Below are 22,714 nucleotides of genomic sequence, written 5' to 3'. Positions count from 1 at the left end.
TTGCAAATGCTGTTAAATGTGGGAGCGGGCTTGCTCGCGAATGCGGTATGCCAGTCACCGAATTTATTGACTGATTCACCGCATTCGCGAGCAAGCCCGCTCCCACACTGACCCTCTGCGACCTCTAGTGCGGCTGCATGGCCTGAACTTCAGTTTGAACCTCAGGCTCGCGCCGAATCATCCGCTTCATCTTCGCCTCAAACGCCCAGGTCAGGCTGACCGCCGCACATGCCAGGCCCAGGGCCAAGCCCCACCAGACGCCGGTCGGCCCCCAACCCAGGGTAAAGGCCATCAACCAGGCCGACGGTGCGCCAATCAACCAATAGCAGCCCGCACCGATCAGGAAGGTGGTCTTGGCGTCCTTGAGCCCGCGAATGCCACCCATGGCGATGGTTTGCACGCCGTCGAACAGCTCGAACCAGGCGGCCACGGCGAGCAGGCTGACGGCCAGGACGATCACGTCGTGGAACGCCGGGTCGTTGTGGTCGATGAGCAGTCCTATCAGCGGATCGGAATAAAGCCACAGCACGGCGGCAAATCCCAACATCACCGCTGCACCAAAACCGATACCGACGCGCCCGGCCATGCGCGCATGCAGCAGCTGCCCGGCACCGTAATGCTGGCCGATGCGCATGGTTACCGCGTAGGACATCCCCGCCGGCACCATGAAGGCCACCGAAACGATCTGCAGCGCGATCTGATGCGCCGCCAACTGCGTGCTGCCCATGGTGCCCATGCACAACGCTGCGAAGGCAAACAGGCCGACTTCCACCGCGTAGGTGCCGCCAATCGGCAGGCCCAGGCGCCACAGCTCGCGCAGGTACCGGGTGTCCAGGCGCAGCAAACCGGCGCTCAGTGGGTAAGCGGCGTAGCTGCGGTTGCTGCGGATGTACCACATCAGCGCCAGTGCCATGCCGTTGGCGACGATGGCGGTGACCAGGCCGATGCCCATCAGGCCGAGTTTGGGCAGACCGAACATGCCCTCGATCAGCGCATGGTTGAGCAGGTAGTTGAGCACCGTACCGCCGAGGCTGATCACCATCACGGGCGTGGCTTTGCCAATGGCGCTGGTGAAGCCGCGCAGGGCCATGAAACTCAAGTAGCCGGGCAGGGCGAACGGCAATATCGTCAGGAATTGCCCAGCCGAGTGCACGTTGGTTTCGGTTTGGCCAAACATCAGCAGCAGCGGCTCGAGGTTCCACAGCAGCAGGCCGGCCGCCAAGGCCATCAGCCAAGCCAGCCACAGCCCGGCCTGAGTCAGGCGAGTGGCGCCTTCGATATCACCCGCGCCGTGACGAATGGCAACCAGCGTGCCCACGGCGGCAATCACACCAATGCAGAAAATCGACACGAACGAATAGCTCGCCGCGCCCAGGCCACCACCGGCCAAGGCTTCGGGGCTCAGGCGGGCCATCATCAGGGTGTCGGTCAGCACCATCAGCATGTGCGCCAACTGTGAGGCAATCAACGGCCCTGACAGCCGCAGAATAGCCCAGAGTTCGGTACGTGCCGGATGCTGCATGATCATCACGCTCGAAAAGTCGGAGGGTTAAGGAAAGGGTTGATTCTCGGCGCTCCCAGCCCATTGCACAAAGGGATAAATGCGATCGTTCGCATGATTAAAACTCATGCTAGGGTGCGGCATTGTTCTGTGCGAGGTTTCCATATGTCGCGTCGTCTTCCTCCGCTTTATGCCTTGCGGGCCTTCGAAGCCGCTTCTCGGCACAACTCCTTTACCCGCGCGGCGCAGGAGCTGTCCATTACGCAAAGTGCAGTGAGCCGACATGTCCGCACGCTGGAGGAGCACTTCGCTTGCCGCCTGTTCCAGCGCAATGGTCGAACCTTGCAGCTCACTGAAGCGGCGCGCCTGTTGTTGCCGGGCGTGCGCGAAGGCTTCGCCGCACTGGAGCGTGCCTGCCATACCCTGAACGCAGAAGATGACATCCTGCGCATGAAGGCGCCGTCGACCCTGACCATGCGCTGGTTGCTGGCGCGGCTCAGTCGCTTCCGGGCCTTGCAGCCGGGCAATGAGGTGCAATTGACCAGCGCCTGGATGAACATTGACGAAGTGGACTTCAACCAGGAGCCCTTCGATTGCGCGGTGCTGCTGAGCTTCGGCCATTTTCCGGCGGACTGGGAGGCGTGTTATCTGTTCCCGGAATTGCTGATTCCCGTGGGCGCGCCGAACCTGCTGGAGGATGGCCCATGGGACGCGGCCCGCCTGGCCACTGCCGAATTGTTGCACCCCACGCCCGACCGTCGCGATTGGCGCAGTTGGCTGGAGCGCATGGGGCTGTCGTCCCAGGTGTCGCTCAAGGGTGGCCAGGTCTTCGATACCCTCGAACTCGGCATGATCGCCGCCGCCCGAGGCTACGGCGTGTCCATGGGGGACTTGCTGATGGTGGCCGAAGACGTGGCCCAGGGCCGGCTTAGCCTGCCATGGCCAACCGCCGTGGCCAGTGGCGAGAGCTACTACCTGGTCTGGCCGAAGACCCGCCCTGGCGGCGAGCGCTTGCGGCGGCTGGCGGAGTTTCTGCAGGCGGAAGTCGACGCCATGGACTTGCCCTATGTTGAACGGCTCAATCAAGGGCAAACAGGACCCTGATGCAATCGTTTGCGAGATATCCCTGTGACGCGCTCAAGTATTGCCTTTGCCTGCCGAAGAAGGTGTGTTGGAACAGTCGTGCACCAACGATTCCTCACTAGATAATTGCCGAGTAGCGATGAGATCAGGATGATCCTGGCCTCGGCCAGGAGCTGTCATGTCTCAACCTCGCGCTCGGATCGCCTCTCAACTCGGGATCGCGCTTGCCGTGATCCTGGCTGTCGCCATTGGTGGCAGCACCGTTTTTGCCCTGCGTTCGCTGGACGCCGCCAACCTCGCTACCCGTGAGGAACACTTGGCCAGCGAGGCGCGACTGCTCGCTGACCAGCTCAATACGTTCCACAGCACGCTGCGTGAGAGCACCGAGCGTCTGACGGGGCTTTTCGAGAAGCGCTTCAGCGCCGGCTTGAGCGTGCGGGCGGACCAGCAAGTCGCCGTCGCCGGTGTACAGACGCCGAGCCTGTACCTGGGCAGCGAGGTCCTCAATAACAACTTCGACAAGGTCGACGAGTTCAAGCAGATGTCCGGTGGCGTGGCCACGGTCTTTGTGCGCAGCGGTGACGACTTCATTCGCGTCAGCACCTCCCTGACCAAGCAGGACGGCAACCGCGCCATCGGCACTGTGCTCGATCGCAATGGGCCGGCGTATCCGCGTGTTTCCAGCGGGCAGACCTACATCGGTCGTGCGGTGCTGTTTGACCGCTCCTACATGACTCAATACAGCCCGGTGCGCGACGCCAGCGGCAAAGTGATTGCGGTGCTGTTCATCGGCTTCGACTACACCGACGCTCAGAACACGCAGTTTGAAAACCTCAAGCGTTTCAGGATCGGCCAGACGGGTTCTCTCGCGTTGCTGGATGAACAAAAACGCTGGCTGGTGCCGCCAGCCGGCGTGCAAACGCCTGACCAGGCGGTCCCGGTGATGCTGGACCTGGCCAAGACCCCGGGCGTGGGCCGCTTCTGGGCTGACAAAAGCGAAGATTTCTATAGCGTTTCGGTCCCTTTCGAAGGCGGGCCCTGGGCCGTGGTAGCCAGCATGCCCAAGGCCGAGATTCGTTCGGTGACCTGGGATGTCGGCATTCGCCTGGTGATCGGCAGCGTGCTCGCAATGCTGTTGGCGGTCGGCGCCACGGTGTGGTTGCTGCGCAGCAAGCTGGCACCGTTGAGCGATCTGGTGCGCCAGGCCGAAGCCTTGGGCGCGGGTGACTTGAGCGCACGCTTGAACGTGTCCAGCCATGACGAAATCGGCCAACTGGCGCGCAGCTTCAACCAGATGGGTGAAGCGTTGTCGACCATGGTCTCGCACATTCGCACGGCGGCCGAACAGGTCAATAGCCGCGCCCAGGCGTTGTCCGGCTTGTCCGGCGGCGCCTATGAAGGCATGGAGCAGCAGTCCGGCGAAATCACCAGCATGGCGGGCGCGGTGGAAGAGTTCAGCGCTACCTCGCTGAACATTGCCGACAACATGGGCGCCACCGAGCGTCTGGCCCAGGAAAACGCCCAGCAAACCCGCATCGGGCGTAACTCGATGCAAGAGGCCTCGTCGTCCCTGGAACACATCGCCGCCGCCCTGAACAGCACCGCTACGGTGATCAACACCCTGGGCCAACGCTCTCAGGAAATCGGCGGTATCGTCGGGGTGATCACCTCGATTGCCGAACAGACCAACTTGCTGGCACTCAACGCCGCCATTGAAGCCGCACGGGCGGGTGAACAAGGACGTGGTTTTGCCGTAGTCGCCGACGAAGTGCGCAACCTGGCCTCGCGCACGCGCCAAGCCACCGATGAAATTTCCGGGATGATCCAGAGCATCCAGCAGGAAACCGGCAACGCCATCAGCACCATGGAGCAGGGCAATGTGTTGATGCAGGAAGGCCTGTCGCGCAACGCCGATGTCGCTTCGGCGCTGGCGCGCATCGACGAGCAAAGCCGCTCGGCCGGCGAGCAGTTCGCCGCGATCACCACCGCCACCCAGGAGCAGAGCAGCACCGCGACCTTGCTCAGCAGCAACCTGCAGAGCATTGCGCTGGCCAACAGCGAACAGCGTGAGGTGGTGTCGAACCTGGCGATTACGGCGAAGGAGCTGGAAACTCTGGCAGCGGGCTTGCGGCATGAAGTAGACCGCTTCCGCTGAAGTCTGAGCCGGGAGACACCGCAGCTGTGTGTGGATTTGTGTGGGAGCCGGGCTTGCCCGCGATGCAGGCACCTCGGTTCCCCATACACACCGATGTGATGCTATCGCAGGCAAGCCAGCTCCCACACAAATCGTCCCGCCTATGGCTCAAGTGATCGCCGCCGGGCGGTATTGCAAAGCCTCCTTGAGATGGTCCCGGGTGATGGCGTCCACGTGATCCAGATCCGCCAGGGTACGTGCCACCTTGAGCAGGCGATGGGCCGCGCGCAACGACAACGTCAGTCGCTCGCAGGCACTCTCCAGCCAGCCTTCATCCACCTTTGCCAGCTTGCAGTGCTTGCGCAGCCCGGGCAGATCAAGGAAGGCATTCGCACAACCCTGACGCCGCTCCTGGCGTTCCCGGGCCTTGGCCACCTCTGCTGCGGCCTTTGCGGTGTTATCGCCAGCCTGTTGGGCTGGATTCAACGCAGTGGCTTCCCGTGCAACGGTCAGGTGCAGGTCGATACGATCCATCAACGGCCCGGACAGCTTGTTGCGATAGCGCTGAATCTGCTCCGGTGTACAGCGACAACGTCCGCTCGGTTCGCCCAGGTAGCCGCAAGGGCAGGGGTTCATGGCGGCCACCAGTTGGAAGCGTGCCGGAAAGCTCACGCGATCACGGGCACGGGAAATCACGATATGCCCCGACTCCAAAGGTTCGCGCAACACCTCCAGCACCTTGCGGTCGAACTCCGGCAATTCATCCAGAAACAGTACGCCGTGATGGGCCAGGGTAATTTCCCCTGGTTGCGGCTTTGATCCGCCGCCCACCAGCGCAGGTCCGGATGCCGAGTGATGTGGCTGGCGAAACGGCCGGTGCGGCCAATGGCTCAGCGGCGCGAGACTGACCACTGACTGTATCGCGGCGACTTCCAGGGCTTCCTGCTCACTCAACGGTGGCAGCAGGCCGGGCAGGCGGCTGGCGAGCAAGGTCTTGCCGGTGCCGGGCGGGCCGCTGAACAACAGGTTGTGCGCCCCCGCCGCAGCGATCAGTAATGCGCGCTTGGCCGCCAACTGGCCCTGGACCTCATTCAGATCGGGGTAAGGTTTATTCAGGTACAGCAAGCCATCGGACTTGTAGGGCTCAATCGGCACATGCCCGTTCAGGTGCGCAACGACCTGCAGCAAGTGATCCACGGCAATCACCTTCAACCCCGACGCCAGGCACGCTTCCTCGGCATTCGCCCGAGGCACTATCACGGTGCGCCCGGCCTTGCGCGCCGCCAGCGCGGCAGGCAGCACACCTTTGACCGCCCGCACCTCGCCGGACAGCGCCAACTCACCCAGGCATTCCACCTCATCAAGCATCAACGCCGGCACCTGGACGCTGGCCGCCAGGATCCCCAGGGCAATCGCCAAATCAAAACGCCCGCCGTCCTTGGGCAGGTCGGCGGGCGCGAGGTTGAGCGTGATGCGGCGGGCCGGATATTGCAGGGCTGAATTGAGGATGGCACTGCGCACGCGGTCCTTGCTTTCCTTGACCGCCGTTTCCGGCAGGCCCACGAGTGTCAGGGACGGCAAACCATTGGCCATATGCACTTCGACGGTGACGGCGGGGGCTTCGACGCCGATCTGGGCGCGGCTATGGACGATGGCGAGGGACATGCTCGTTCCTTTGAAATGGGAGGCCGCTTCCTGCGGTTTTTCAAGGGTAGACGAGGTAGAGGAAAGCGAGGCGGGGGAGGTTTTACAGAACGTATCCGTGAGGGTGCGCAGGACCCGTGTGGGAGCTGGCTTGCCTGCGATAGCGGTGAGTCTGTGATGGGTTTTATCAGCTGACCCACCGCTATCGCAGGCAAGCCAGCTCCCACATTGAGCGCGTTTATTCAGGGGTGGTGGGTGTGAGTTTGGCTTCCAGCTCGGCGACTTTTGCCTCCAGGCTCTCCAACCGCGCACGGGTGCGCGCAAGCACTACCATCTGGCTATCAAACTCTTCCCGGCTCACCAGGTCGAGTTTGCTGAAGCCGCTTTGCAGCAGCGCCTTGAACTGGCTTTCGATTTCATTGCGGGGCAGTTGGGTTTCACCGCTGAACAAGCGAGAGGCGTGGCCGCTCAGGGCGTCGAGGAAATCTTTTGGCGCGAGCATGGGAAATATTCCGGAATAACTGTTGGCGGGCAGTGTATCACGCAGCGCCTATAGTCTTTTCCAGGGCGGCGAGCGCACGGTTTTCGCGCAGTACGCCGGGCGCTTGCGCACCGTTTCAGTGCGCATTGGCGCCCACGGAAAGCCCCGAGGGTGGGCATCAGTGGGCAAAGGACTGATTTCAGTGGCTTTTACGGAGCTGGCAAGGTTTCTGCTTAGACGATCATGACCCATGCACTGATGCAGTCGCTGTGACGAATGCAGTGCGCCGACGGATCAGGGGTACAGGTTTCGTCACCAGTGGTTCGCTGGCGTCGCAAAGGCAAATGCCGAGGCGACGATGCGTTACAAAGCCAGGCACTGCGCTTAGACTTGAGACGGGTTTGTTTTCCTGGGGCAAGTCCACCAATTCGGGAGAGAGTTTTCATGAAGCTAGTCACTGCCATCATCAAGCCGTTCAAGTTGGACGATGTACGCGAGTCGTTGTCCGAGATCGGCGTGCAGGGCATTACCGTTACTGAGGTCAAGGGCTTCGGTCGGCAGAAGGGTCATACCGAGCTGTATCGCGGCGCGGAATACGTGGTCGATTTCCTGCCGAAGGTGAAGATTGATGTCGCCATTGACGACAAGGATCTTGACCGGGTTATCGAGGCGATAACCAAGGCCGCCAACACCGGCAAGATCGGTGACGGCAAGATCTTCGTGGTCAATCTGGAACAGGCTATTCGCATCCGTACCGGCGAAACCGATACCGACGCAATCTAAGCCGCCAAACCCCAACGCCCCAGGAGAAAACAATATGACTCTGCGTAAATTCGCAGGGCTCGGAGCCCTGTTGTCCATCGTAATGCCAAGCCTGGCCATGGCGGCAGACGAAGTGGCTGCTCCAGTCCTCAATTCCGGCGACACTGCGTGGATGCTGACCGCCACCGCTCTGGTGCTGTTCATGACCATCCCCGGCCTGGCGCTTTTCTACGGCGGCATGGTTCGTTCCAAGAATATTCTGTCGGTGATGATGCAATGTTTTGCCATCACCGGCCTGATCAGCATCCTGTGGGTTGTCTACGGCTATAGCATCGCGTTCGATACCACCGGTATGGAACAGGGTGTGGTCAACTTCAATTCCTTCTTCGGCGGCATGGGCAAGGCGTTCCTGGCGGGCGTTACCCCGGCCAGCATCACCGGGCCTGCGGCGCTGTTCCCGGAAGCGGTGTTCATCACCTTCCAGATGACCTTCGCCATCATCACTCCGGCACTCATTGTCGGTGCGTTCGCCGAACGCATGAAGTTTTCCGCGATGCTGATCTTCATGGCTATCTGGTTCACCCTGGTCTATGCGCCAATCGCGCACATGGTATGGAGCGGTAACGGCGGCCTGATGTGGGACTGGGGTGTGCTGGACTTCGCCGGTGGCACCGTGGTGCACATCAACGCCGGTGTGGCTGGCCTGGTAGCGTGCATCGTGCTCGGCAAGCGTAAAGGCTTCCCGACCACCCCGATGGCGCCGCACAACCTCGGTTACACCCTGATCGGTGCAGCCATGCTGTGGATCGGCTGGTTCGGCTTCAACGCCGGTTCCGCCGCCGCGGCCAACGGCACTGCCGGCATGGCGATGCTCGTCACTCAGATTGCGACCGCTGCCGCAGCGCTGGGCTGGATGTTCGCCGAGTGGCTCACCCACGGTAAGCCAAGCGCATTGGGCATTGCCTCGGGCGTAGTGGCCGGCCTGGTTGCAGTCACTCCGGCTGCTGGCACCGTGGGCCCGATGGGTGCGCTGGTGATCGGCCTGGTCGCCGGTGTGATCTGCTTCTTCTGCGCGACCAGCCTCAAGCGCAAGCTGGGCTACGATGACTCCCTGGACGCATTCGGCGTGCACGGTATCGGCGGTATCGTCGGTGCGATCCTCACCGGTGTGTTCGCAGCGCCTGCATTGGGCGGCTTCGGCACCGTGACGGACGTCGCCGCACAAGTCTGGATCCAGTGCAAAGGCGTGGGCTTCACTGTGCTTTACACAGCGATCGTGACTTACGTCATCCTCAAGGTGCTGGACATGGTCATGGGCCTGCGGGTAACCGAAGAGGAAGAGGCTGTTGGCCTCGACCTGGCGCAACACAACGAGCGCGGCTACAACTTGTAAGTACGCGAAAAAAAATGCCCGGCTTGCCGGGCATTTTTTTGCCTGGCGTTTGTCAGTCATAACAATCTGTGCCGGTTTTATGCTGCATTTGTGGTGGGATACACACGACACTTTCAAGCGTGCCAATGTCTTACAGGCATGTGGGCGTATTCGGCACTTTGTTTTTTCCCAGAGCGCGCTAGAATGCGCGCCGATGGGCGGAGAACTGTATGTGGCAACAGACCCTGATTACCCTGCGGGCCAAGCCTCGGGGCTTTCACCTGGTAACCGATGAGTTGCTGGCCGGCTTGCCTGAATTAAAGGCGTGTCGCGTCGGTCTGTTGCATCTGTGGCTGCAGCACACCTCGGCCTCGTTGACGGTCAACGAGAATGCCGACCCGGCGGTTCGCCGTGACTTCGAGCGTTTTTTCAACTCGCTGGTGCCGCAAGGGCGTGCAGGGTTTGAACACAACGACGAAGGTCCGGATGATCTGCCGGCGCACTTCAAGGCCAGTCTCCTGGGCTGCCAGCTGAGTTTGCCGGTCAAGGCCGGCCGCTTGGCGATGGGCACCTGGCAAGGTGTTTATCTGGGCGAGCACCGCGATCATGGCGGTGCCCGTAAAGTCCTCGCCACCTTGCACGGTGATGGGGCATAAGCCACTGGTTATCTGGTGGATGTTGATTTTTTTCCGGCGGCCTCGACAGAGGTGGAAGCTGGGCTATAACTAATCTGCTTTTCGCAAGTCATGAGGTAGAACATGAGCGACGATGATCTGGAAAACGACGACCTTGAAGTAGGTGACGAAGAGGACACTGAAGAAAGTCTTGAAGTGGCGGCTGATGACGTTGCTGAAGACCTTGATGACAGTGCTGGCGATGATGCCGCTCCCAAAGCCAAAGGCAAGGCCAAAGCTGCTGTTTCGGTAGACGAACTGCCCAGCGTTGAGGCCAAGAACAAAGAGCGCGATGCCCTGGCCCGTGCGATGGAAGAGTTCCTCGCCAAAGGCGGCAAAGTGGTCGAAGTCGAGCCCAATGTGGTTGCCGATCCTCCGAAGAAGCCGGACAACAAGTACGGCAGCCGACCTATTTAAGGTCTGCCTCGCGCTTGCCGAAAAGGCCCGCCGTCGCTGCGGGCTTTTTCATGCCTGGTGCATAACTGCAAGCCTGCCACAATTCCTGTGGGAGCTGGCTTGCCTGCGATAGCGGTGGGCCAGACAACACAGGGCTAGCAGATACTCCGCAATCGCAGGCAAGCCAGCTCCCACATGGGTTCAGCGCTGATTCCAGCTACTCAGCAACGGCGGCAACTCAGTAAGGCTGCGAACCTGCGCATCTGGGGCTCTATCCCCTTCCCACACCTTGCCCGTCGGGTTGAACCACACCGCCCGCAGCCCGGCCTGCTGCGCTCCGGCAATGTCATCTCCCGGATGGTCGCCCACATGCACCGCAGCACCGGCGTCCACCCCACCGCGTTGCAACGCCTCCTGAAACAAGCGCGCATCCGGCTTGGCGATGCCGATATCTTCGGCACGCAGGGCAAAGTGGAAATAGTCCGCCAGGCCCACGCGCTGCACATCGGCATTGCCGTTGGTGATCACCCCCAGCAAAAAGTCCTGGCGCAGGGCTTTCAACATTGGCTCGGCTTCAGGAAATACAGTGAGTTGATGCCGCGCATGAATGAACGCCTCGTAGCACACATCCGCCATCTGCGTGGCTTCAGGCTGTGGATAACCGGCCTCTTCAAACGCATGCATCAACACCCGGTGACGCAGCAGGCTGATGCGGTGCTTCAGCTCGGGATGACGCTCCAGCACCTGCTGACGCAAGCTGGCGAAATGTTCGAGGGGCAGGTCGCCCACCTTGGTGGCGTGGACCGCCAGCCATTCGCGCATCGACGCTTCGGCGCTGATGATGACGGGTACGTTGTCCCAGAGCGTGTCGTCTAGGTCGAAGGTGATCAGCTTGATACTCATGAGTCGCCGCCCTTGATGCGTTTGGCCCGTGGATGGGCGCTGTCGTACACCGTTGCCAGGTGTTGAAAGTCCAGGTGGGTGTAGATTTGTGTGGTCTTGATATCGGAGTGGCCGAGCAACTCCTGCACCGCGCGCAAGTCCTGGGACGATTCCAGCAGGTGGCTGGCAAACGAGTGTCGCAGCATGTGCGGGTGCAGGTTCTGCCCCAATTCGCGCTCGCCGGCTGCCTTGACGCGCACCTGAATCGCCCGGGGCCCCAGGCGCCGGCCTTGCTGGCTGACAAATACCGCGTCATCCGCCGGGTTAGTCAGCAGTCGCAGCGGTAGCCAACGCTGCAAGGCTTCCTGCGCCTTGCGGCCAACTGGCAGGACGCGGGTCTTGCTGCCTTTGCCGAGCACTTGCACCAGGCCGTCCGCCAGGTCCAGTTGATCCAGGTTCAGGCCGGTCAGCTCCGACAGGCGCAAGCCCGAAGAATAGAACAGCTCCAGGATCGCCTGGTCGCGATGGGCCAGGAAGTCATCCTCGACGGCGCCATCCAGCAATTGCAGGGCGCGGTCGGTGTCCAGGGTCTTGGGCAGGCGCCGCTCGCCCTTGGGCGGCGACAGGCCATTGGCCGGGTCGTGGTCGCACAGGCCTTCACGGTTCAGGTAGTGATAGAGCCCACGTACCGCCGAGAGCAGGCGCGACAGGCTGCGCGAAGACTGGCCCGCCTGGTGCAGGCGCGCGACCAGGCTGCGCAGGCTCTGGATATCCAGGGCCTTCCAGCTGCTGATCTGGTGTTTCTCGCAGAACGCCATGACCTTGTTCAAGTCCCGGCGGTAGGCTTCCAGGGTATGGGGCGACACCTGGCGCTCGTTGCGCAGGTGAGCGCAGTAAGCGTCCAGTTGCCGCTCCATGGCTAGCGCACCGCGCGCAGGGCAGTGGTGAAGCGCGGCAATACGCGACCAAGTACTTCGGCGATATAGGTGAGGAACAACGTGCCCACCGAACTCTTGTAGTGCGCGGGATCGCGGCTGGCGATGGCCAGGACGCCATGCAGGCCCTGATGGCTGAGGGCGACCACGGCGGTGGAGCCGATCTGTTGGCGCTGTTCGGCACCAAACAGGAAGTCCAGTTCATGCTCACGCAGGGTGCCGCTGATGGTCTTGCCCTCGGACAGCAAGCCGCCGATCGCAGTCTGCGCGTCGCTGCCGCTGACCCAGCGACCCACCGGCATCGGGTTGTCGCTGAACAGGATCAGGCTGACAAAGGGCACCTGGAAATCCTGGCGCAGGCTGTCTTCCACGGCAATCACCGTTTCTTCCAGGCTGCTGGCGTCCATCAGGGTGAGGATCAGGCGGCGGGTCTTGTCGAACAGGCGGTCGTTGTCGCGGGCGACATCCATCAGGTGCGAGAGCTTGTGGCGCATCTCGATATTGCGCTCACGCAGGATCTTCATCTGCCGCTCCACCAGCGACACGGTATCGCCGCGCTGGTGAGGAATGCGCAGGGCCGCCAGCAGTTCTTCATGGTCGACGAAGAAGTCCGGATTAGCCTCGAGGTACGCCGCGACGGCAGCGGCCTCCAGGCTATCGCTCGGGTTGGCGTGTGCGGGTACTTGAGGCTTATCGGTCATTGGCTTGACTCACTCATAGACGGACCTGTCCTTCGTATACGCGCGAGGCCGGTCCAGTCATCATCACTGGGTGGCCAGGGCCTGCCCACTCGATGGACAAGCGTCCGCCGGGCAGGTCGATCAGCAGCGGCGAATCCATCCAGCCCTGGCTGATCGCGGCCACGGCAGCGGCGCACGCACCGGTACCGCAGGCCTGGGTTTCGCCGGCGCCGCGTTCCCACACGCGCAATTGCGCGCGGGAACGGTCGATCACCTGCAGGAACCCTACGTTGACCCGCGCCGGAAAGCGCGGGTGGTGTTCGATCTTCGGCCCCAGTTCATGCACGGGCGCATGGTTGATGTCATGGACCCGCAGCACGGCGTGGGGGTTGCCCATGGACACGGCGGCGATATCCACGGTGTTGCCGTCCACGTCCAGCGCATAACTGAGGGCCTGCTCGGGCGCCTGGAACGGAATGTCCGCCGGCACAAGGCGTGGCGCGCCCATGTTGACGCTGATCTGGCCGTCACTGCGGATGTCCAGTTCGATCACGCCGCCCTTGGTCTCGACGCGAATCTGCCGTTTGGCGGTCAGACGCTTGTCCAGCACGAAGCGTGCGAAGCAGCGCGCACCGTTGCCGCACTGTTCCACTTCGGAACCGTCGGAGTTGAAAATCCGGTAACGGAAATCCACCTCCGGGTTGGTCGGCGCTTCCACCAGCAGCAATTGGTCGAAACCGATGCCGGTATGACGGTCGCCCCACTGTTTAGCGTGTTTGGGCAGGATGTGCGCGTGCTGGCTGACCAGGTCGAGGACCATGAAATCATTGCCCAGCCCGTGCATCTTGGTAAAACGCAGCAGCATGGCTTACTCCGGCAGCAGGCTTTCGCCAGCATACAACTCGGCTACCGTCTCGCGGCGACGCACTTCAATCGCTTGATCACCGTCCACCAGCACCTCGGCGGCACGCCCGCGGGTGTTGTAGTTGGAACTCATGACAAACCCGTAGGCACCGGCCGAATGTACGGCCAGCAGGTCGCCCTCTTCCAGGGCCAACTGACGCTCCTTGGCCAGGAAGTCGCCGGTCTCGCAGATCGGTCCGACGATGTCATAAGTGCGCGCTTCGCTGTCGCGAGGCGTCACGGCGGTGACATTCATCCAGGCCTGGTACAGCGCCGGGCGGATCAGGTCGTTCATCGCCGCATCGACGATGGCGAAATCCTTGTATTCGGTGTGCTTGAGGTACTCGACCTGGGTCAGCAGCACGCCGGCATTGGCGACGATATAACGGCCCGGCTCGAACATCAGCGCCAGGCCTCGGCCTTCGGTACGCTCGCGCACGGCCCGGATGTAATCGGCGATCAGCGGCGGCTCTTCGTCGCGATACTGCACGCCCACACCGCCACCCAGGTCGATGTGCTGCAGGTAGATGCCGCACTCGCCGAGGCGGTCGGTCAGCGCCAGCAGGCGGTCGAGCGCATCGAGGAAGGGCGGCAGGCTGGTCAGTTGCGAGCCGATATGGCAGTCGACGCCCAATACTTCCAGGTTCGGCAACTGCGCGGCGCGGATGTACACGTCCTCGGCGTCGGCAATGGCGATGCCGAACTTGTTCTCTTTGAGACCGGTGGAAATGTACGGGTGGGTGCCAGCATCGACGTCCGGGTTGACGCGCAGCGAGATCGGCGCGCGAACGCCCATCTCGGCGGCGACGATTTGCAGGCGCTCCAGCTCGTCAGTGGATTCGACGTTGAAGCAATGTACGCCCACTTCGAGGGCGCGGCGCATGTCATCGCGGCTCTTGCCGACGCCGGAGAAAACGATCTTGTCAGCCTTGCCGCCGGCAGCCAGTACACGTTCCAGCTCGCCACGGGATACGATGTCGAAACCGGCGCCCAGGCGCGCCAGGACATTGAGTACACCCAGGTTGGAGTTGGCCTTGACCGCGTAGCACACCAGGTGCGGCACGCCGTCCAAGGGGTCGGTGAAGGAGCGGTATTGGGCTTCGATATGTGCACGGGAATACACATAGGTCGGGGTCCCAAAGCGCTCGGCAATCGCGGACAACGCCACGCCTTCCGCGAACAGCTCGCCGTCCCGGTAGTTAAAAGCGTCCATGGAGTTCCCTTATTCGTAGGTATCGTGCTTATGCGCTTTTGACGGCTTTTGCGACGATTGCGCCTGCTCATTCGGGTCTTTACTGTCATCGGGCAGGTACAACGGGCCTTTTTGACCACAGGCACTAACGAGGCAAGCGACCGCGACGAGCGCAGCAAGGGAAGAGATCAGGCGCTTCATGGCGAAATCCTTGAATATGCATTAATTGCGCCCGAGTATACCGACCACCCGCCGGCTTGCCTATGCGCTGGAATACCCGTCCGGCGGGGGTTTGCCGAGATAACCGAGAAGCGGACTACGCTGGTTGAGGATATTTCACACCGTCAATCGTGTTGGAATCGGTATCCTTTGCAATCGGCGGGGCTCGCCCGTATCGTGCGGCGCTTGAGCAAAACCAGACACTTTTGAGGTTGCCACAATGAGTTTGACCGAAGCCCGTTTTCACGACCTGGTGGATGCGACCCAGCAGGCGCTGGAAGATATTTTCGACGAGAGTGGCCTGGACGTGGACCTGGAAAACTCGGCGGGCGTGCTGACCGTCAAGTTCGAGAGCGGCCAGCAACTGATCTTCAGTCGCCAGGAGCCATTGCGTCAGCTGTGGCTGGCGGCGCGCTCCGGTGGTGTTCACTTCGATTACGACGAAGAAAGCGGCAAATGGCAGTGCGACAAGAGTGAAGAGCTGCTGGGCGAGATGCTCGCTCGTCTGGTCCAGGAATATACCGGCGCCGAGCTGGACTTTGATGAGTTGGGCCAGGACGAGAACTGATCGTGACCCAGCCTGCACCGGTACGCCCGCCCAAGCCGCTGTTCAGTAACGTCAGCCCGGCGGTGCCGTCACCTTGTATCAGTTTGTGTCGTCTGGACGAGCAGAAAGTCTGCCTCGGCTGCTTCCGCCATGTGGAAGATATCCGCGAATGGCGCTCTGCCGACGATGAGAGGCGCCGCGTGATCTGTGCCGAAGCCGAGCAGCGCCGGGCCCACGCCTGAGAGTCGTCTTGTTTATTTGTGACGCTGTGGTAGTGTCCGGGTACGCCTCAACTCATCGAGGCCCGTGAGAACCCCGCCTTTTCCTGGCGGGGTTTTGCTTTTTTGTGCAGAAAAAAGGAGTCTGCCTGAATCATGACCACCGCACCGTCCATCATCCTCACCCGTCTTGACGTGCAGCGTCTGGAGCAATTGATCGACCGCTTGGGCGACGAGTTTCCCGGCGTCGAAGCGTTGCAACACGAACTCGACCGCGCCGAAGAAGTGGTTGGCCACGATGAAGTGCCTGCAAGTGTCGTGACCATGAACTCCAGCGTGCATTGCCGCGAGCAAGGCAGCGGCAAGGATTACCACCTGACCCTGGTCTATCCGAAAGACGCAAACGCCGATGAGGGCAAGATCTCGATCCTGGCCCCGGTGGGCAGCGCCTTGCTCGGCCTGCAAGTGGGCCAGCATATCGACTGGCCGGCACCCGGCGGCAAGACCCTCAAGCTGGAACTGCTCAGCGTCGAAGGCCAACCTAAGGATGGCGGCGCGTTCCCTCTTTAAATCGATATTGTAGTGAGCGGGCTTGCCCGCGCTGGGCTGCGCAGCGGCCCCAAACCAGGCGACTCGGTTCTATCTGGAACTCGACAGTGTCTTTATTGGGGCGGCTTCGCCACCCAGCGCGGGGCAAGCCCGCTCACTACACATGTGTAAATACACATGCTCTCTATATCTGGCTCAGCGCCTCGTTGAGCGACAGCTCCAGTTCGGCCTTGTAACGCAGGTACAGGTTACTCGGGCTTTGCACATCGCCGATCAGCCCAGACAGGTCCAGATCGGTGATGTAGCAGCGGTACCGTTCGATTTCCCGGCGTTGCCCGACGATTTCCCGGGCGACCACTGCAAACAGTTGGTCGCCAAATTCCAGTTCGGAAAATTCGCGCTGATCGCAATACAGGGTAATGCCGACCTGGCCAGGCGCTGCCTTGGCGATAATCGCCTGCACGTCATAAAAAGGTTTGTTCGCCGGGTCCATCGGCACCGGTCGCGGTTCGATGCTGCGAGCGCGGCCGCTGCCCGAGGGCAGCAGCTGGTAAAACAGCGTCTGCACCGCGCCCAACGGTTGTTGCGGGTCCAGCGGCGACAGCGCCTCCCGGCGATAGATGATCGATTGCAGAAAGCGCTGCACCGGCGCCAACAGGCCCTGCTCATCATGGAATGGCAGGCGTTGCTGCCAGAGCGCGTTGAATTCATCCAACACATACAACTCGGCGAAACCTTCGTTGACCCGGTAGAACACCTGCACGCAATCGGCCAAGCCCATTGGCAGCAGCAACGCCAGGTCGTGATCCTCCAGCGCCATGGCATCCAGATGCAGCGGGCTGTAGCGGGCGAGTTCTTCGCTGAGGTAGGCGATCAGTGCATCCTGGGTCGGCAGTGACACATGGGTGGCCTGGCCCGGCATCAACTCCATCACGTGATAGTGCTGTTGCACCTGCAATAGATAGCGATGGTTGGACTGACCCAGCAGCAGGTTCTGCGCCGTGTCGAAGATTTCTTCCACGCGCTGCGCGATGAACGGCGCACGGTTGTGACAGAAGCAGCGCACCCGCAGTCTTGGCAAGTGATCCGGCGGCAACTGGTTGAGGTAATCGCGCAGGCAGTCGAGCAAGGCGTGGGGGCCGTCGTAGCGGCTGACCATCACCTCGTTCCAACTGTTGAGCGTGACCTGGTCCAAGGTCAACACCAGGTTGTCGCGCACGCCGGCATAACTCAGGGAGTCGGTGCGCTCGGTGGTCATCAGGATATTCAGGTCGCGGTGATGCTTGAGCGGGTCGACGCCAACGTTGATCAGCAGCAACACTTCTTCGGGCACTGCCGAGCGCAGCAGGCGCTCTTCATCAACGCTGGCCAGGGGCAGGGCGATGGCCTGTTGCAGGCTGCCCAGCAGGTTGAACAGCTCGAATTCGGTCATGTCGCTGGTGCCGGGGTGCAGCGCCAGCCGCGTGCTGCTGTCGATCACGCCGTTGCGATGGCACCAGGTGAGCATTTCCAGCAGGTCGCGGCTGCGCTTGATCGGCGCAAAATGCTCCCATTCCAGGGCGGTGAGGTTGCCGTTGTACAGGCCCCAGTGGTGCTGGCCCGGTTCCTTGCGGTTGGGCGACTGCACCAGCGTCAGGGTGTCTTCGGCCAAATCCGGGGCGATGCCGGGGTTGATGAACTCGACTTTGCCGGCCTTGCGTTCAAAGGCGGCGTACAGGCGCCGGCCCAGCACGTTGAGGTCGCGCTTGTTGATCAGGCTCACGGTCTGCTCGGTGCGCGCGAACTGAGTCAGGAAGCGATAACTGTAATTGAGCTCGTTGACCAGTGCCCTGCGCTCGGACGCGACCTGGCGCACTTTCCATTGGCTGCGGCTGTCAAGCAGTGCCAGTTGGCGCTGGTTCCAGCCCCATTCATGGGCCAGACGCTCCAGTAACAGCCGTTGCCAACTGGTGGTGCGCTGGCCGGCGCTGAGCTTGCGGTTGACCTTCAGGTACAGCGCGCGCCGCACCAGCTCCAGACGCTCGGGCTCGTTGCGGGCCTTGAGGTATTCCTCGATGCGGCGGTACACCACGATGTACGGGTCCAGCTCGTCCAGGTCCATCTGGTTGGCGAATACCGCCCGCTTGAAGCGCAGGCTCAGGCACTGCACATTCGGGTGTTCGCTGGCGTAGACCTCGGTCAGCAGCAGTTTGAGCACCGACTTGTAGGGCGACTCGATGCCCTTGAACAGTTGCCACAGCCCGGCGCCGATAAATTCGCCGGGGGGGATGTGCGCCAGGTGACCAAGGTCGAGGGTTTCATCGCCGCGGATAAAGCGCTTGCTGATCAGCGTGTGGGTGAACTCGGCATAGCGGGTTTCTTCATACACCGGCACCAGCCACCAGATCGGCGTACGCCCGGCCAACCAGATCGCGGTGCGGTAGAACTCGTCCAGCAGCAGGTAATGCTGGGTGGTGCCGCAGTCATCCGAACTGAGTTGGGTGTCGCGCTCGCCGAGCACGAAGCGTGTCGGCTCGATGAGGAAGAAGTGCGCCTCGGCGCCCATGCTCAGGGCCCAGGCTTCCAGCAACTGGCATTTCTTGCGCAGCTCGGCCAGTTCATTCTCGCTCAGGTCGGCGGCGTGGCAGACCCACACGTCCATATCGCTCTGGTCGGCCTGGGCCAGCGTGCCCAGGCTGCCCATCAGGAACAGGCCGTGGATAGGTGTTGGCGGGTTGCCGTGGCGTGGCTTGTAGGAGAACGAGCGGGTCAGACGCTGTGCTTCGGACAGGGCTTGGGGGTCAGGTTCGTAATTCGACAGGCCTGCTGGCGTACTGCCAGATACATAACCGGGCAGCAGCGGATGGTTGACGTGGAAGAACAGCGGCAGCAGGGTCAGCACGCTTTGCTGGCGCGGCGTCAGCCCCTCGATCGCCCGGGCCATGCGCCCTTCGTTGAGGGCCATGAAACGCGCGCGCAATTGGGCCAGCACCTTGCGGTCGATGCCTTCGTCCAGGTCGGGGCGGATTTCATGGGTGCGGGTCATGTCGAACTCGGCGGCTCGCAGGGCCCGACGTGGGCGGCCATGTAGGAGTTTACAGCCAGTAGCGTAGGAGGTTTAGCGGGAAATGGAATTAGACGTCAGAATTTTCACTCTGGCACGGCAACGCCCTCGGAATCCGCACAGGGCGGACTCCATGGGCGTATCAGGTGTCAGGCGGCTTCTTTGGTCGAGGCGGTGGTCAAGATAGTCAGCAGGGTTTGGGCTTGCTCTGCAGCGTCCCGGCCAAGGCTGGTCAGGTAGCCTCCGTCCGGCTGGTCGATCAAACCTTTCGCGTGGAGGCGTTTGGCAGCGGCGATAGCAGTGGGCGCGGCGGTCTGGTGGACTTTCAGACCCTCCTTGGTGCTGTCCAGGGGGAAGAGTACGAGGATTTCCAGTTCGGCAACCAACTCAGGGGTATACGACATAAGGACTCCAGACGTTCTAAATTTATTAGAGGCTAGCAGGCCATAAGGTGAACGCACTTTGCCGAACTGTCCAGCATGTTGCAGCGCGGCTGGACTATTCCTTTTCGGGCGGCAGCTCCGGCAGCGCTCGCAGCGCGGTTTCATACCATTGGGTATCAAACGCGCGGTCCTCATCCAGCATTGCGTCGATCTCGAAGGCCAGCACGTGGGCCATCAGATTCAATATCTCTTCTTGCTCGTAGCCCACCAGCGTCAGCTTGTTGAACGTGGCCTTGGCCGCCGGCGGGTTGTCGCTTTCGATCTGGTTCTCGATGGCCTGGACCAGCGTGCTTTCGGTGAATTCTTCTTCGTCGTTGTCGATATCGGTTGGCTCGCTCATGGCAGGCTCCTCAAGGAAAAGGGCATCAGTCTACCGCCATTCAGGCAGGTGATGCTGCTGGTCAGGACGCGCCAGGGCATCTATAACGCTTGCAGCCAACCCCACACATGGCCTGGAGGCTTTGCGATGCTCAAGCTCTACGGATTTTCGGTCAGCAACTACTACAACATGGTGAAACTGGCGCTCCTGGAGAAAGGACTGCCGTTCGAAGAGGTGCCTTTTTATGCAGGGCAGACGCCCGAAGCGCTGGCCGTGAGCCCGCGTGGCAAGGTGCCGGTGCTGGGCGTCAAGCAGGGGTTCATCAACGAAACCAGTGTGATCCTTGAGTATATCGAGCAGACCCAGGATGGGCCTGCGCTGCTACCCGCCGAGCCGTTCCAGCGTGCTCAGGTGTTGGCGTTGTGCAGGGAAATAGAGCTCTACATCGAGTTGCCTGCGCGTGCGTGTTTCGCCGAAGCGTTTTTCGGCATGACGGTGCCGGAGGCGATCAAGGAAAAATCCAGGGCGGAGCTGCTGCTGGGGATCGGTTCGCTGGGAAGGCACGGCAAGTTCGCGCCTTACGTGGCGGGCGACAGCTTCACCCTTGCCGATCTGTATTTCATGTACAGCATGAACCTGGCCTGTGGTGTCGGCGAGAAGCTGTTTGGGCTGGATCTGCTGGCTGAGTTGCCGAAGGCCAAGGCGTTGCTGGGACGTCTGAATGAAATGCCCAACGCACAGAAGGTGGAGGCGGACAGGCTGGCGGCGATGCCGGGTTTTATGGCAAAGATTGCCGCCAGGAAATAGGATTTGGGTGTCTGTGATGACGCCTTCGCGAGCAAGCCCGCTCCCACATTTTGAAATGCATTCCAAATGTGGGAGCGGGCTTGCTCGCGAAGCTTTTAGCGGCTGGCGAGCAGCGCCTGGCCACGCATAGCAGCGGCCTTCACCTGCGCCGGCGCAGTGCCGCCGATGTGGTTACGGGCGTTCACCGAACCTTCCAGGGTCAGCACGGCAAATACATCCTGTTCGATCTGGTCGCTGAACCTGCGCAGTTCCTCCAGACTCATTTCCGCCAGGTCCTTGCCGGTGTCTACGCCATACTTCACGGCATGGCCGACGATTTCGTGGCAGTCGCGGAACGGCAGGCCACGGCGCACGAGATAGTCCGCCAGGTCGGTCGCGGTGGAGAACCCACGCAGTGCCGCTTCACGCATGATCGCGTGTTTGGGTTTGATCGCGGGAATCATGTCGGCAAACGCACGCAGCGAGTCGCGCAGGGTGTCGGCGGCGTCGAACAGCGGCTCCTTGTCTTCCTGGTTGTCCTTGTTGTAGGCCAGCGGCTGGCCTTTCATCAGGGTCAGCAGGCCCATCAGCGCGCCGAATACACGGCCGCTCTTGCCACGTACCAGTTCAGGCACGTCGGGGTTTTTCTTCTGCGGCATGATCGAGCTGCCGGTGCAGAAACGGTCCGGCAAGTCGATGAACTGGAACTGCGCGCTGGTCCACAGCACCAACTCCTCGGAGAAGCGCGACAGGTGCATCATCGCGATACTGGCGGCGGCGCAGAATTCAATGGCGAAGTCACGATCCGACACACCGTCCAGAGAGTTGCCGCCGACGGCGTCAAAGCCCAGCAGTTGCGCGGTGTATTCGCGGTCGATCGGGTAGGTGGTGCCGGCCAGCGCGGCGCTGCCGAGCGGCATGCGGTTGGCGCGCTTGCGGCAGTCCACCAGGCGCTCGTAGTCGCGGCTGAGCATCTCGAACCAGGCCAGCAAATGGTGACCGAATGTCACAGGCTGCGCGGTCTGCAAATGAGTGAAGCCTGGCATGATGGTGTCCGCTTCACGCTCGGCCTGTTCCAGCAGGCCTTTTTGCAGGCGGGTGATTTCGGCCAGGATCAGGTCGATTTCGTCACGCAGCCACAGGCGGATATCGGTCGCCACCTGGTCGTTGCGGCTACGGCCGGTGTGCAGCTTCTTGCCGGTCACACCGATGCGGTCGGTGAGGCGGGCTTCGATGTTCATGTGCACGTCTTCCAGGTCGACGCGCCAGTCGAACGTGCCGGCTTCGATCTCGCCACGGATAGTGGTCAGGCCGTCGATGATGCTGTCGCGCTCGGCGTCGGTCAGCACGCCGACCTTGGCCAGCATCGTCGCGTGGGCGATGGAGCCCATGATGTCATGGCGGTACAGGCGCTGGTCGAAGGTGACGGAGGCGGTGAAGCGGGCGACGAAGGCGTCGACGGGTTCACTGAAGCGGCCGCCCCAGGACTGGTTGGTCTTGTCGGTGCTCATGGATTCGCTCGTGATGTGCTTATAAGAGACAGGGAAGTGTGCCGTCGATAATAACAGGGTTGCCTGGGAAGGCGGCGCTGTGGGTTGTCGGCATTTTATTTGCGCAAAGGATGGCTAAGTGCCTTGCCGCCGGACGCGTCCAGGACGAGACTGGGCGCGGGTGCTTATTGAAACCTTATTTGTCGATTGAGCAATGTCGTCTCAGCGAGCGTCTACAGTTGGACTGACCGTGTTTGAATGCACCAAAGTCAGGTGGTGCGGTCAGAGCCCAGACTATCCATTGAAAAGGGGGGGATTCGGATTGTGTATCAGCAAACCCTACGACGATGCCCGAAGACAGCAGGTCTTGGGCGCTATTGAACAGGTCCGGGTAAACATGGGTGCCACTCTCAGGGCACTTTTTGCCGCTCGCGCCAGTCTTAGCGTGGATCGCTGTGACG

Annotated in this window: 23 protein-coding genes; 10 read left to right on the top strand and 13 right to left on the bottom strand. The window is 61.6% G+C overall.

Annotated elements, in window-relative coordinates; genetic code table 11:
• Positions 1 to 124: 124 nt before the first annotated feature.
• Positions 125 to 1,528, bottom strand: coding sequence for a NorM family multidrug efflux MATE transporter (locus KVG91_RS12375; RefSeq protein WP_169374909.1), 1,404 nt, complete (start codon positions 1,526 to 1,528; stop codon positions 125 to 127).
• A 138-nt stretch (positions 1,529 to 1,666) separates the two neighbouring features.
• On the opposite strand from KVG91_RS12375, the gene KVG91_RS12370 reads away from it, so the two are divergent.
• Positions 1,667 to 2,605 (top strand): LysR substrate-binding domain-containing protein, encoded by a 939-nt coding sequence (locus KVG91_RS12370; protein WP_169374910.1) that lies wholly within the window; start codon positions 1,667 to 1,669, stop codon positions 2,603 to 2,605.
• Positions 2,606 to 2,762: 157 nt separating this feature from the next.
• Positions 2,763 to 4,739, top strand: coding sequence for a methyl-accepting chemotaxis protein (locus KVG91_RS12365; protein WP_169374911.1), 1,977 nt, complete (start codon positions 2,763 to 2,765; stop codon positions 4,737 to 4,739).
• Between the two features lie 147 nt (positions 4,740 to 4,886).
• Here KVG91_RS12365 and KVG91_RS12360 read toward each other — a convergent pair whose 3' ends face one another.
• Together KVG91_RS12360 and KVG91_RS12355 are read right to left on the bottom strand one after the other, a co-directional pair.
• Positions 4,887 to 6,383 carry a YifB family Mg chelatase-like AAA ATPase gene (locus KVG91_RS12360; protein ID WP_169374912.1) on the bottom strand — a complete coding sequence of 499 codons (1,497 nt, stop codon included), beginning with the start codon at positions 6,381 to 6,383 and terminating at the stop codon, positions 4,887 to 4,889.
• Between the two features lie 217 nt (positions 6,384 to 6,600).
• Positions 6,601 to 6,864, bottom strand: coding sequence for an accessory factor UbiK family protein (locus KVG91_RS12355; RefSeq protein WP_169374913.1), 264 nt, complete (start codon positions 6,862 to 6,864; stop codon positions 6,601 to 6,603).
• 423 nt (positions 6,865 to 7,287) lie between these two features.
• On the opposite strand from KVG91_RS12355, the gene glnK reads away from it, so the two are divergent.
• From glnK to sutA, 4 genes are all read left to right on the top strand, one after another.
• The gene (glnK, locus tag KVG91_RS12350) at positions 7,288 to 7,626 is read left to right on the top strand and encodes a P-II family nitrogen regulator (RefSeq protein WP_002555808.1); all 339 of its coding nucleotides are present in this window, start codon (positions 7,288 to 7,290) and stop codon (positions 7,624 to 7,626) included.
• Positions 7,627 to 7,660: 34 nt separating this feature from the next.
• Positions 7,661 to 8,998, top strand: a complete 1,338-nt coding sequence (locus KVG91_RS12345; RefSeq protein ID WP_169374914.1) for an ammonium transporter — start codon at positions 7,661 to 7,663, stop codon at positions 8,996 to 8,998.
• Between the two features lie 209 nt (positions 8,999 to 9,207).
• A complete protein-coding gene (locus KVG91_RS12340) occupies positions 9,208 to 9,633 on the top strand; it encodes a secondary thiamine-phosphate synthase enzyme YjbQ (RefSeq protein WP_071485166.1) in 426 nt (141 codons plus the stop codon).
• Between the two features lie 102 nt (positions 9,634 to 9,735).
• Complete coding sequence (gene sutA, locus KVG91_RS12335; RefSeq protein ID WP_169374915.1) at positions 9,736 to 10,068, top strand: transcriptional regulator SutA; 333 nt, start codon at positions 9,736 to 9,738, stop codon at positions 10,066 to 10,068.
• A 180-nt stretch (positions 10,069 to 10,248) separates the two neighbouring features.
• Here sutA and KVG91_RS12330 read toward each other — a convergent pair whose 3' ends face one another.
• From KVG91_RS12330 to lptM, 6 genes are read right to left on the bottom strand one after another with little or no spacing between them, the layout of a single operon-like run.
• The gene (locus KVG91_RS12330; RefSeq protein WP_169374916.1) at positions 10,249 to 10,950 is read right to left on the bottom strand and encodes an HAD family hydrolase; all 702 of its coding nucleotides are present in this window, start codon (positions 10,948 to 10,950) and stop codon (positions 10,249 to 10,251) included.
• Positions 10,947 to 11,846, bottom strand: coding sequence for a tyrosine recombinase XerC (gene xerC, locus KVG91_RS12325; RefSeq protein WP_169374917.1), 900 nt, complete (start codon positions 11,844 to 11,846; stop codon positions 10,947 to 10,949). Before xerC ends, KVG91_RS12330 begins: the two co-directional genes overlap by 4 nt.
• A gap of 2 nt (positions 11,847 to 11,848) precedes the next feature.
• On the bottom strand, positions 11,849 to 12,565 hold the full coding sequence (locus KVG91_RS12320) for a DUF484 family protein (protein WP_169374918.1): 717 nt from the start codon (positions 12,563 to 12,565) through the stop codon (positions 11,849 to 11,851).
• A 13-nt stretch (positions 12,566 to 12,578) separates the two neighbouring features.
• Positions 12,579 to 13,409 (bottom strand): diaminopimelate epimerase, encoded by an 831-nt coding sequence (gene dapF, locus KVG91_RS12315; protein WP_169374919.1) that lies wholly within the window; start codon positions 13,407 to 13,409, stop codon positions 12,579 to 12,581.
• 3 nt (positions 13,410 to 13,412) lie between these two features.
• Complete coding sequence (gene lysA / locus KVG91_RS12310; RefSeq protein ID WP_169374920.1) at positions 13,413 to 14,660, bottom strand: diaminopimelate decarboxylase; 1,248 nt, start codon at positions 14,658 to 14,660, stop codon at positions 13,413 to 13,415.
• Between the two features lie 9 nt (positions 14,661 to 14,669).
• Positions 14,670 to 14,840 carry an LPS translocon maturation chaperone LptM gene (gene lptM / locus KVG91_RS12305; protein WP_010207449.1) on the bottom strand — a complete coding sequence of 57 codons (171 nt, stop codon included), beginning with the start codon at positions 14,838 to 14,840 and terminating at the stop codon, positions 14,670 to 14,672.
• 238 nt (positions 14,841 to 15,078) lie between these two features.
• On the opposite strand from lptM, the gene cyaY reads away from it, so the two are divergent.
• The 3 genes from cyaY (at position 15,079) to rnk (ending at position 16,193) form a co-directional block, all read left to right on the top strand.
• The gene (gene cyaY / locus KVG91_RS12300) at positions 15,079 to 15,426 is read left to right on the top strand and encodes an iron donor protein CyaY (protein WP_169374921.1); all 348 of its coding nucleotides are present in this window, start codon (positions 15,079 to 15,081) and stop codon (positions 15,424 to 15,426) included.
• 2 nt (positions 15,427 to 15,428) lie between these two features.
• Entirely contained in the window at positions 15,429 to 15,647 is a 219-nt protein-coding gene (locus tag KVG91_RS12295) for a DUF1289 domain-containing protein (RefSeq protein WP_169374922.1), read from the top strand.
• A 132-nt stretch (positions 15,648 to 15,779) separates the two neighbouring features.
• On the top strand, positions 15,780 to 16,193 hold the full coding sequence (gene rnk / locus KVG91_RS12290; RefSeq protein ID WP_076952006.1) for a nucleoside diphosphate kinase regulator: 414 nt from the start codon (positions 15,780 to 15,782) through the stop codon (positions 16,191 to 16,193).
• Between the two features lie 163 nt (positions 16,194 to 16,356).
• On the opposite strand, the gene KVG91_RS12285 is transcribed toward rnk, so the two are convergent.
• From KVG91_RS12285 to KVG91_RS12275, 3 genes are all read right to left on the bottom strand, one after another.
• Entirely contained in the window at positions 16,357 to 19,197 is a 2,841-nt protein-coding gene (locus tag KVG91_RS12285) for a class I adenylate cyclase (protein ID WP_169374923.1), read from the bottom strand.
• Positions 19,198 to 19,364: 167 nt separating this feature from the next.
• Entirely contained in the window at positions 19,365 to 19,619 is a 255-nt protein-coding gene (locus KVG91_RS12280) for a TIGR02647 family protein (RefSeq protein ID WP_003195403.1), read from the bottom strand.
• 94 nt (positions 19,620 to 19,713) lie between these two features.
• Entirely contained in the window at positions 19,714 to 19,998 is a 285-nt protein-coding gene (locus KVG91_RS12275; protein WP_169374924.1) for a hypothetical protein, read from the bottom strand.
• A 126-nt stretch (positions 19,999 to 20,124) separates the two neighbouring features.
• Between KVG91_RS12275 and KVG91_RS12270 the strand changes: the two genes are divergently transcribed.
• Positions 20,125 to 20,784: a glutathione S-transferase family protein gene (locus KVG91_RS12270; RefSeq protein WP_169374925.1), complete on the top strand. Its 660-nt coding sequence runs from the start codon at positions 20,125 to 20,127 to the stop codon at positions 20,782 to 20,784.
• 95 nt (positions 20,785 to 20,879) lie between these two features.
• On the opposite strand, the gene argH is transcribed toward KVG91_RS12270, so the two are convergent.
• A complete protein-coding gene (gene argH / locus KVG91_RS12265) occupies positions 20,880 to 22,274 on the bottom strand; it encodes an argininosuccinate lyase (RefSeq protein WP_169374926.1) in 1,395 nt (464 codons plus the stop codon).
• Between the last annotated feature and the right edge of the window lie 440 nt (positions 22,275 to 22,714).

The organism is Pseudomonas azadiae (assembly GCF_019145355.1).
Classification (GTDB): Bacteria; Pseudomonadota; Gammaproteobacteria; order Pseudomonadales; family Pseudomonadaceae; genus Aquipseudomonas; species Aquipseudomonas azadiae.
This window is presented reverse-complemented; position numbering and strand designations above follow the sequence as displayed.

Bases quoted from the DNA above. Each gene is read 5' to 3' on its own strand.
- KVG91_RS12375 (WP_169374909.1), bottom strand. From the start codon at position 1,528: ATGATCATGCAGCATCCGGCACGTACCGAACTCTGGGCTATTCTGCGG.
- KVG91_RS12370 (WP_169374910.1), top strand. From the start codon at position 1,667: ATGTCGCGTCGTCTTCCTCCGCTTTATGCCTTGCGGGCCTTCGAAGCC.
- KVG91_RS12365 (WP_169374911.1), top strand. From the start codon at position 2,763: ATGTCTCAACCTCGCGCTCGGATCGCCTCTCAACTCGGGATCGCGCTT.
- KVG91_RS12360 (WP_169374912.1), bottom strand. From the start codon at position 6,383: ATGTCCCTCGCCATCGTCCATAGCCGCGCCCAGATCGGCGTCGAAGCC.
- KVG91_RS12355 (WP_169374913.1), bottom strand. From the start codon at position 6,864: ATGCTCGCGCCAAAAGATTTCCTCGACGCCCTGAGCGGCCACGCCTCT.
- glnK (WP_002555808.1), top strand. From the start codon at position 7,288: ATGAAGCTAGTCACTGCCATCATCAAGCCGTTCAAGTTGGACGATGTA.
- KVG91_RS12345 (WP_169374914.1), top strand. From the start codon at position 7,661: ATGACTCTGCGTAAATTCGCAGGGCTCGGAGCCCTGTTGTCCATCGTA.
- KVG91_RS12340 (WP_071485166.1), top strand. From the start codon at position 9,208: ATGTGGCAACAGACCCTGATTACCCTGCGGGCCAAGCCTCGGGGCTTT.
- sutA (WP_169374915.1), top strand. From the start codon at position 9,736: ATGAGCGACGATGATCTGGAAAACGACGACCTTGAAGTAGGTGACGAA.
- KVG91_RS12330 (WP_169374916.1), bottom strand. From the start codon at position 10,950: ATGAGTATCAAGCTGATCACCTTCGACCTAGACGACACGCTCTGGGAC.
- xerC (WP_169374917.1), bottom strand. From the start codon at position 11,846: ATGGAGCGGCAACTGGACGCTTACTGCGCTCACCTGCGCAACGAGCGC.
- KVG91_RS12320 (WP_169374918.1), bottom strand. From the start codon at position 12,565: ATGACCGATAAGCCTCAAGTACCCGCACACGCCAACCCGAGCGATAGC.
- dapF (WP_169374919.1), bottom strand. From the start codon at position 13,409: ATGCTGCTGCGTTTTACCAAGATGCACGGGCTGGGCAATGATTTCATG.
- lysA (WP_169374920.1), bottom strand. From the start codon at position 14,660: ATGGACGCTTTTAACTACCGGGACGGCGAGCTGTTCGCGGAAGGCGTG.
- lptM (WP_010207449.1), bottom strand. From the start codon at position 14,840: ATGAAGCGCCTGATCTCTTCCCTTGCTGCGCTCGTCGCGGTCGCTTGC.
- cyaY (WP_169374921.1), top strand. From the start codon at position 15,079: ATGAGTTTGACCGAAGCCCGTTTTCACGACCTGGTGGATGCGACCCAG.
- rnk (WP_076952006.1), top strand. From the start codon at position 15,780: ATGACCACCGCACCGTCCATCATCCTCACCCGTCTTGACGTGCAGCGT.
- KVG91_RS12285 (WP_169374923.1), bottom strand. From the start codon at position 19,197: ATGACCCGCACCCATGAAATCCGCCCCGACCTGGACGAAGGCATCGAC.
- KVG91_RS12280 (WP_003195403.1), bottom strand. From the start codon at position 19,619: ATGTCGTATACCCCTGAGTTGGTTGCCGAACTGGAAATCCTCGTACTC.
- KVG91_RS12275 (WP_169374924.1), bottom strand. From the start codon at position 19,998: ATGAGCGAGCCAACCGATATCGACAACGACGAAGAAGAATTCACCGAA.
- KVG91_RS12270 (WP_169374925.1), top strand. From the start codon at position 20,125: ATGCTCAAGCTCTACGGATTTTCGGTCAGCAACTACTACAACATGGTG.
- argH (WP_169374926.1), bottom strand. From the start codon at position 22,274: ATGAGCACCGACAAGACCAACCAGTCCTGGGGCGGCCGCTTCAGTGAA.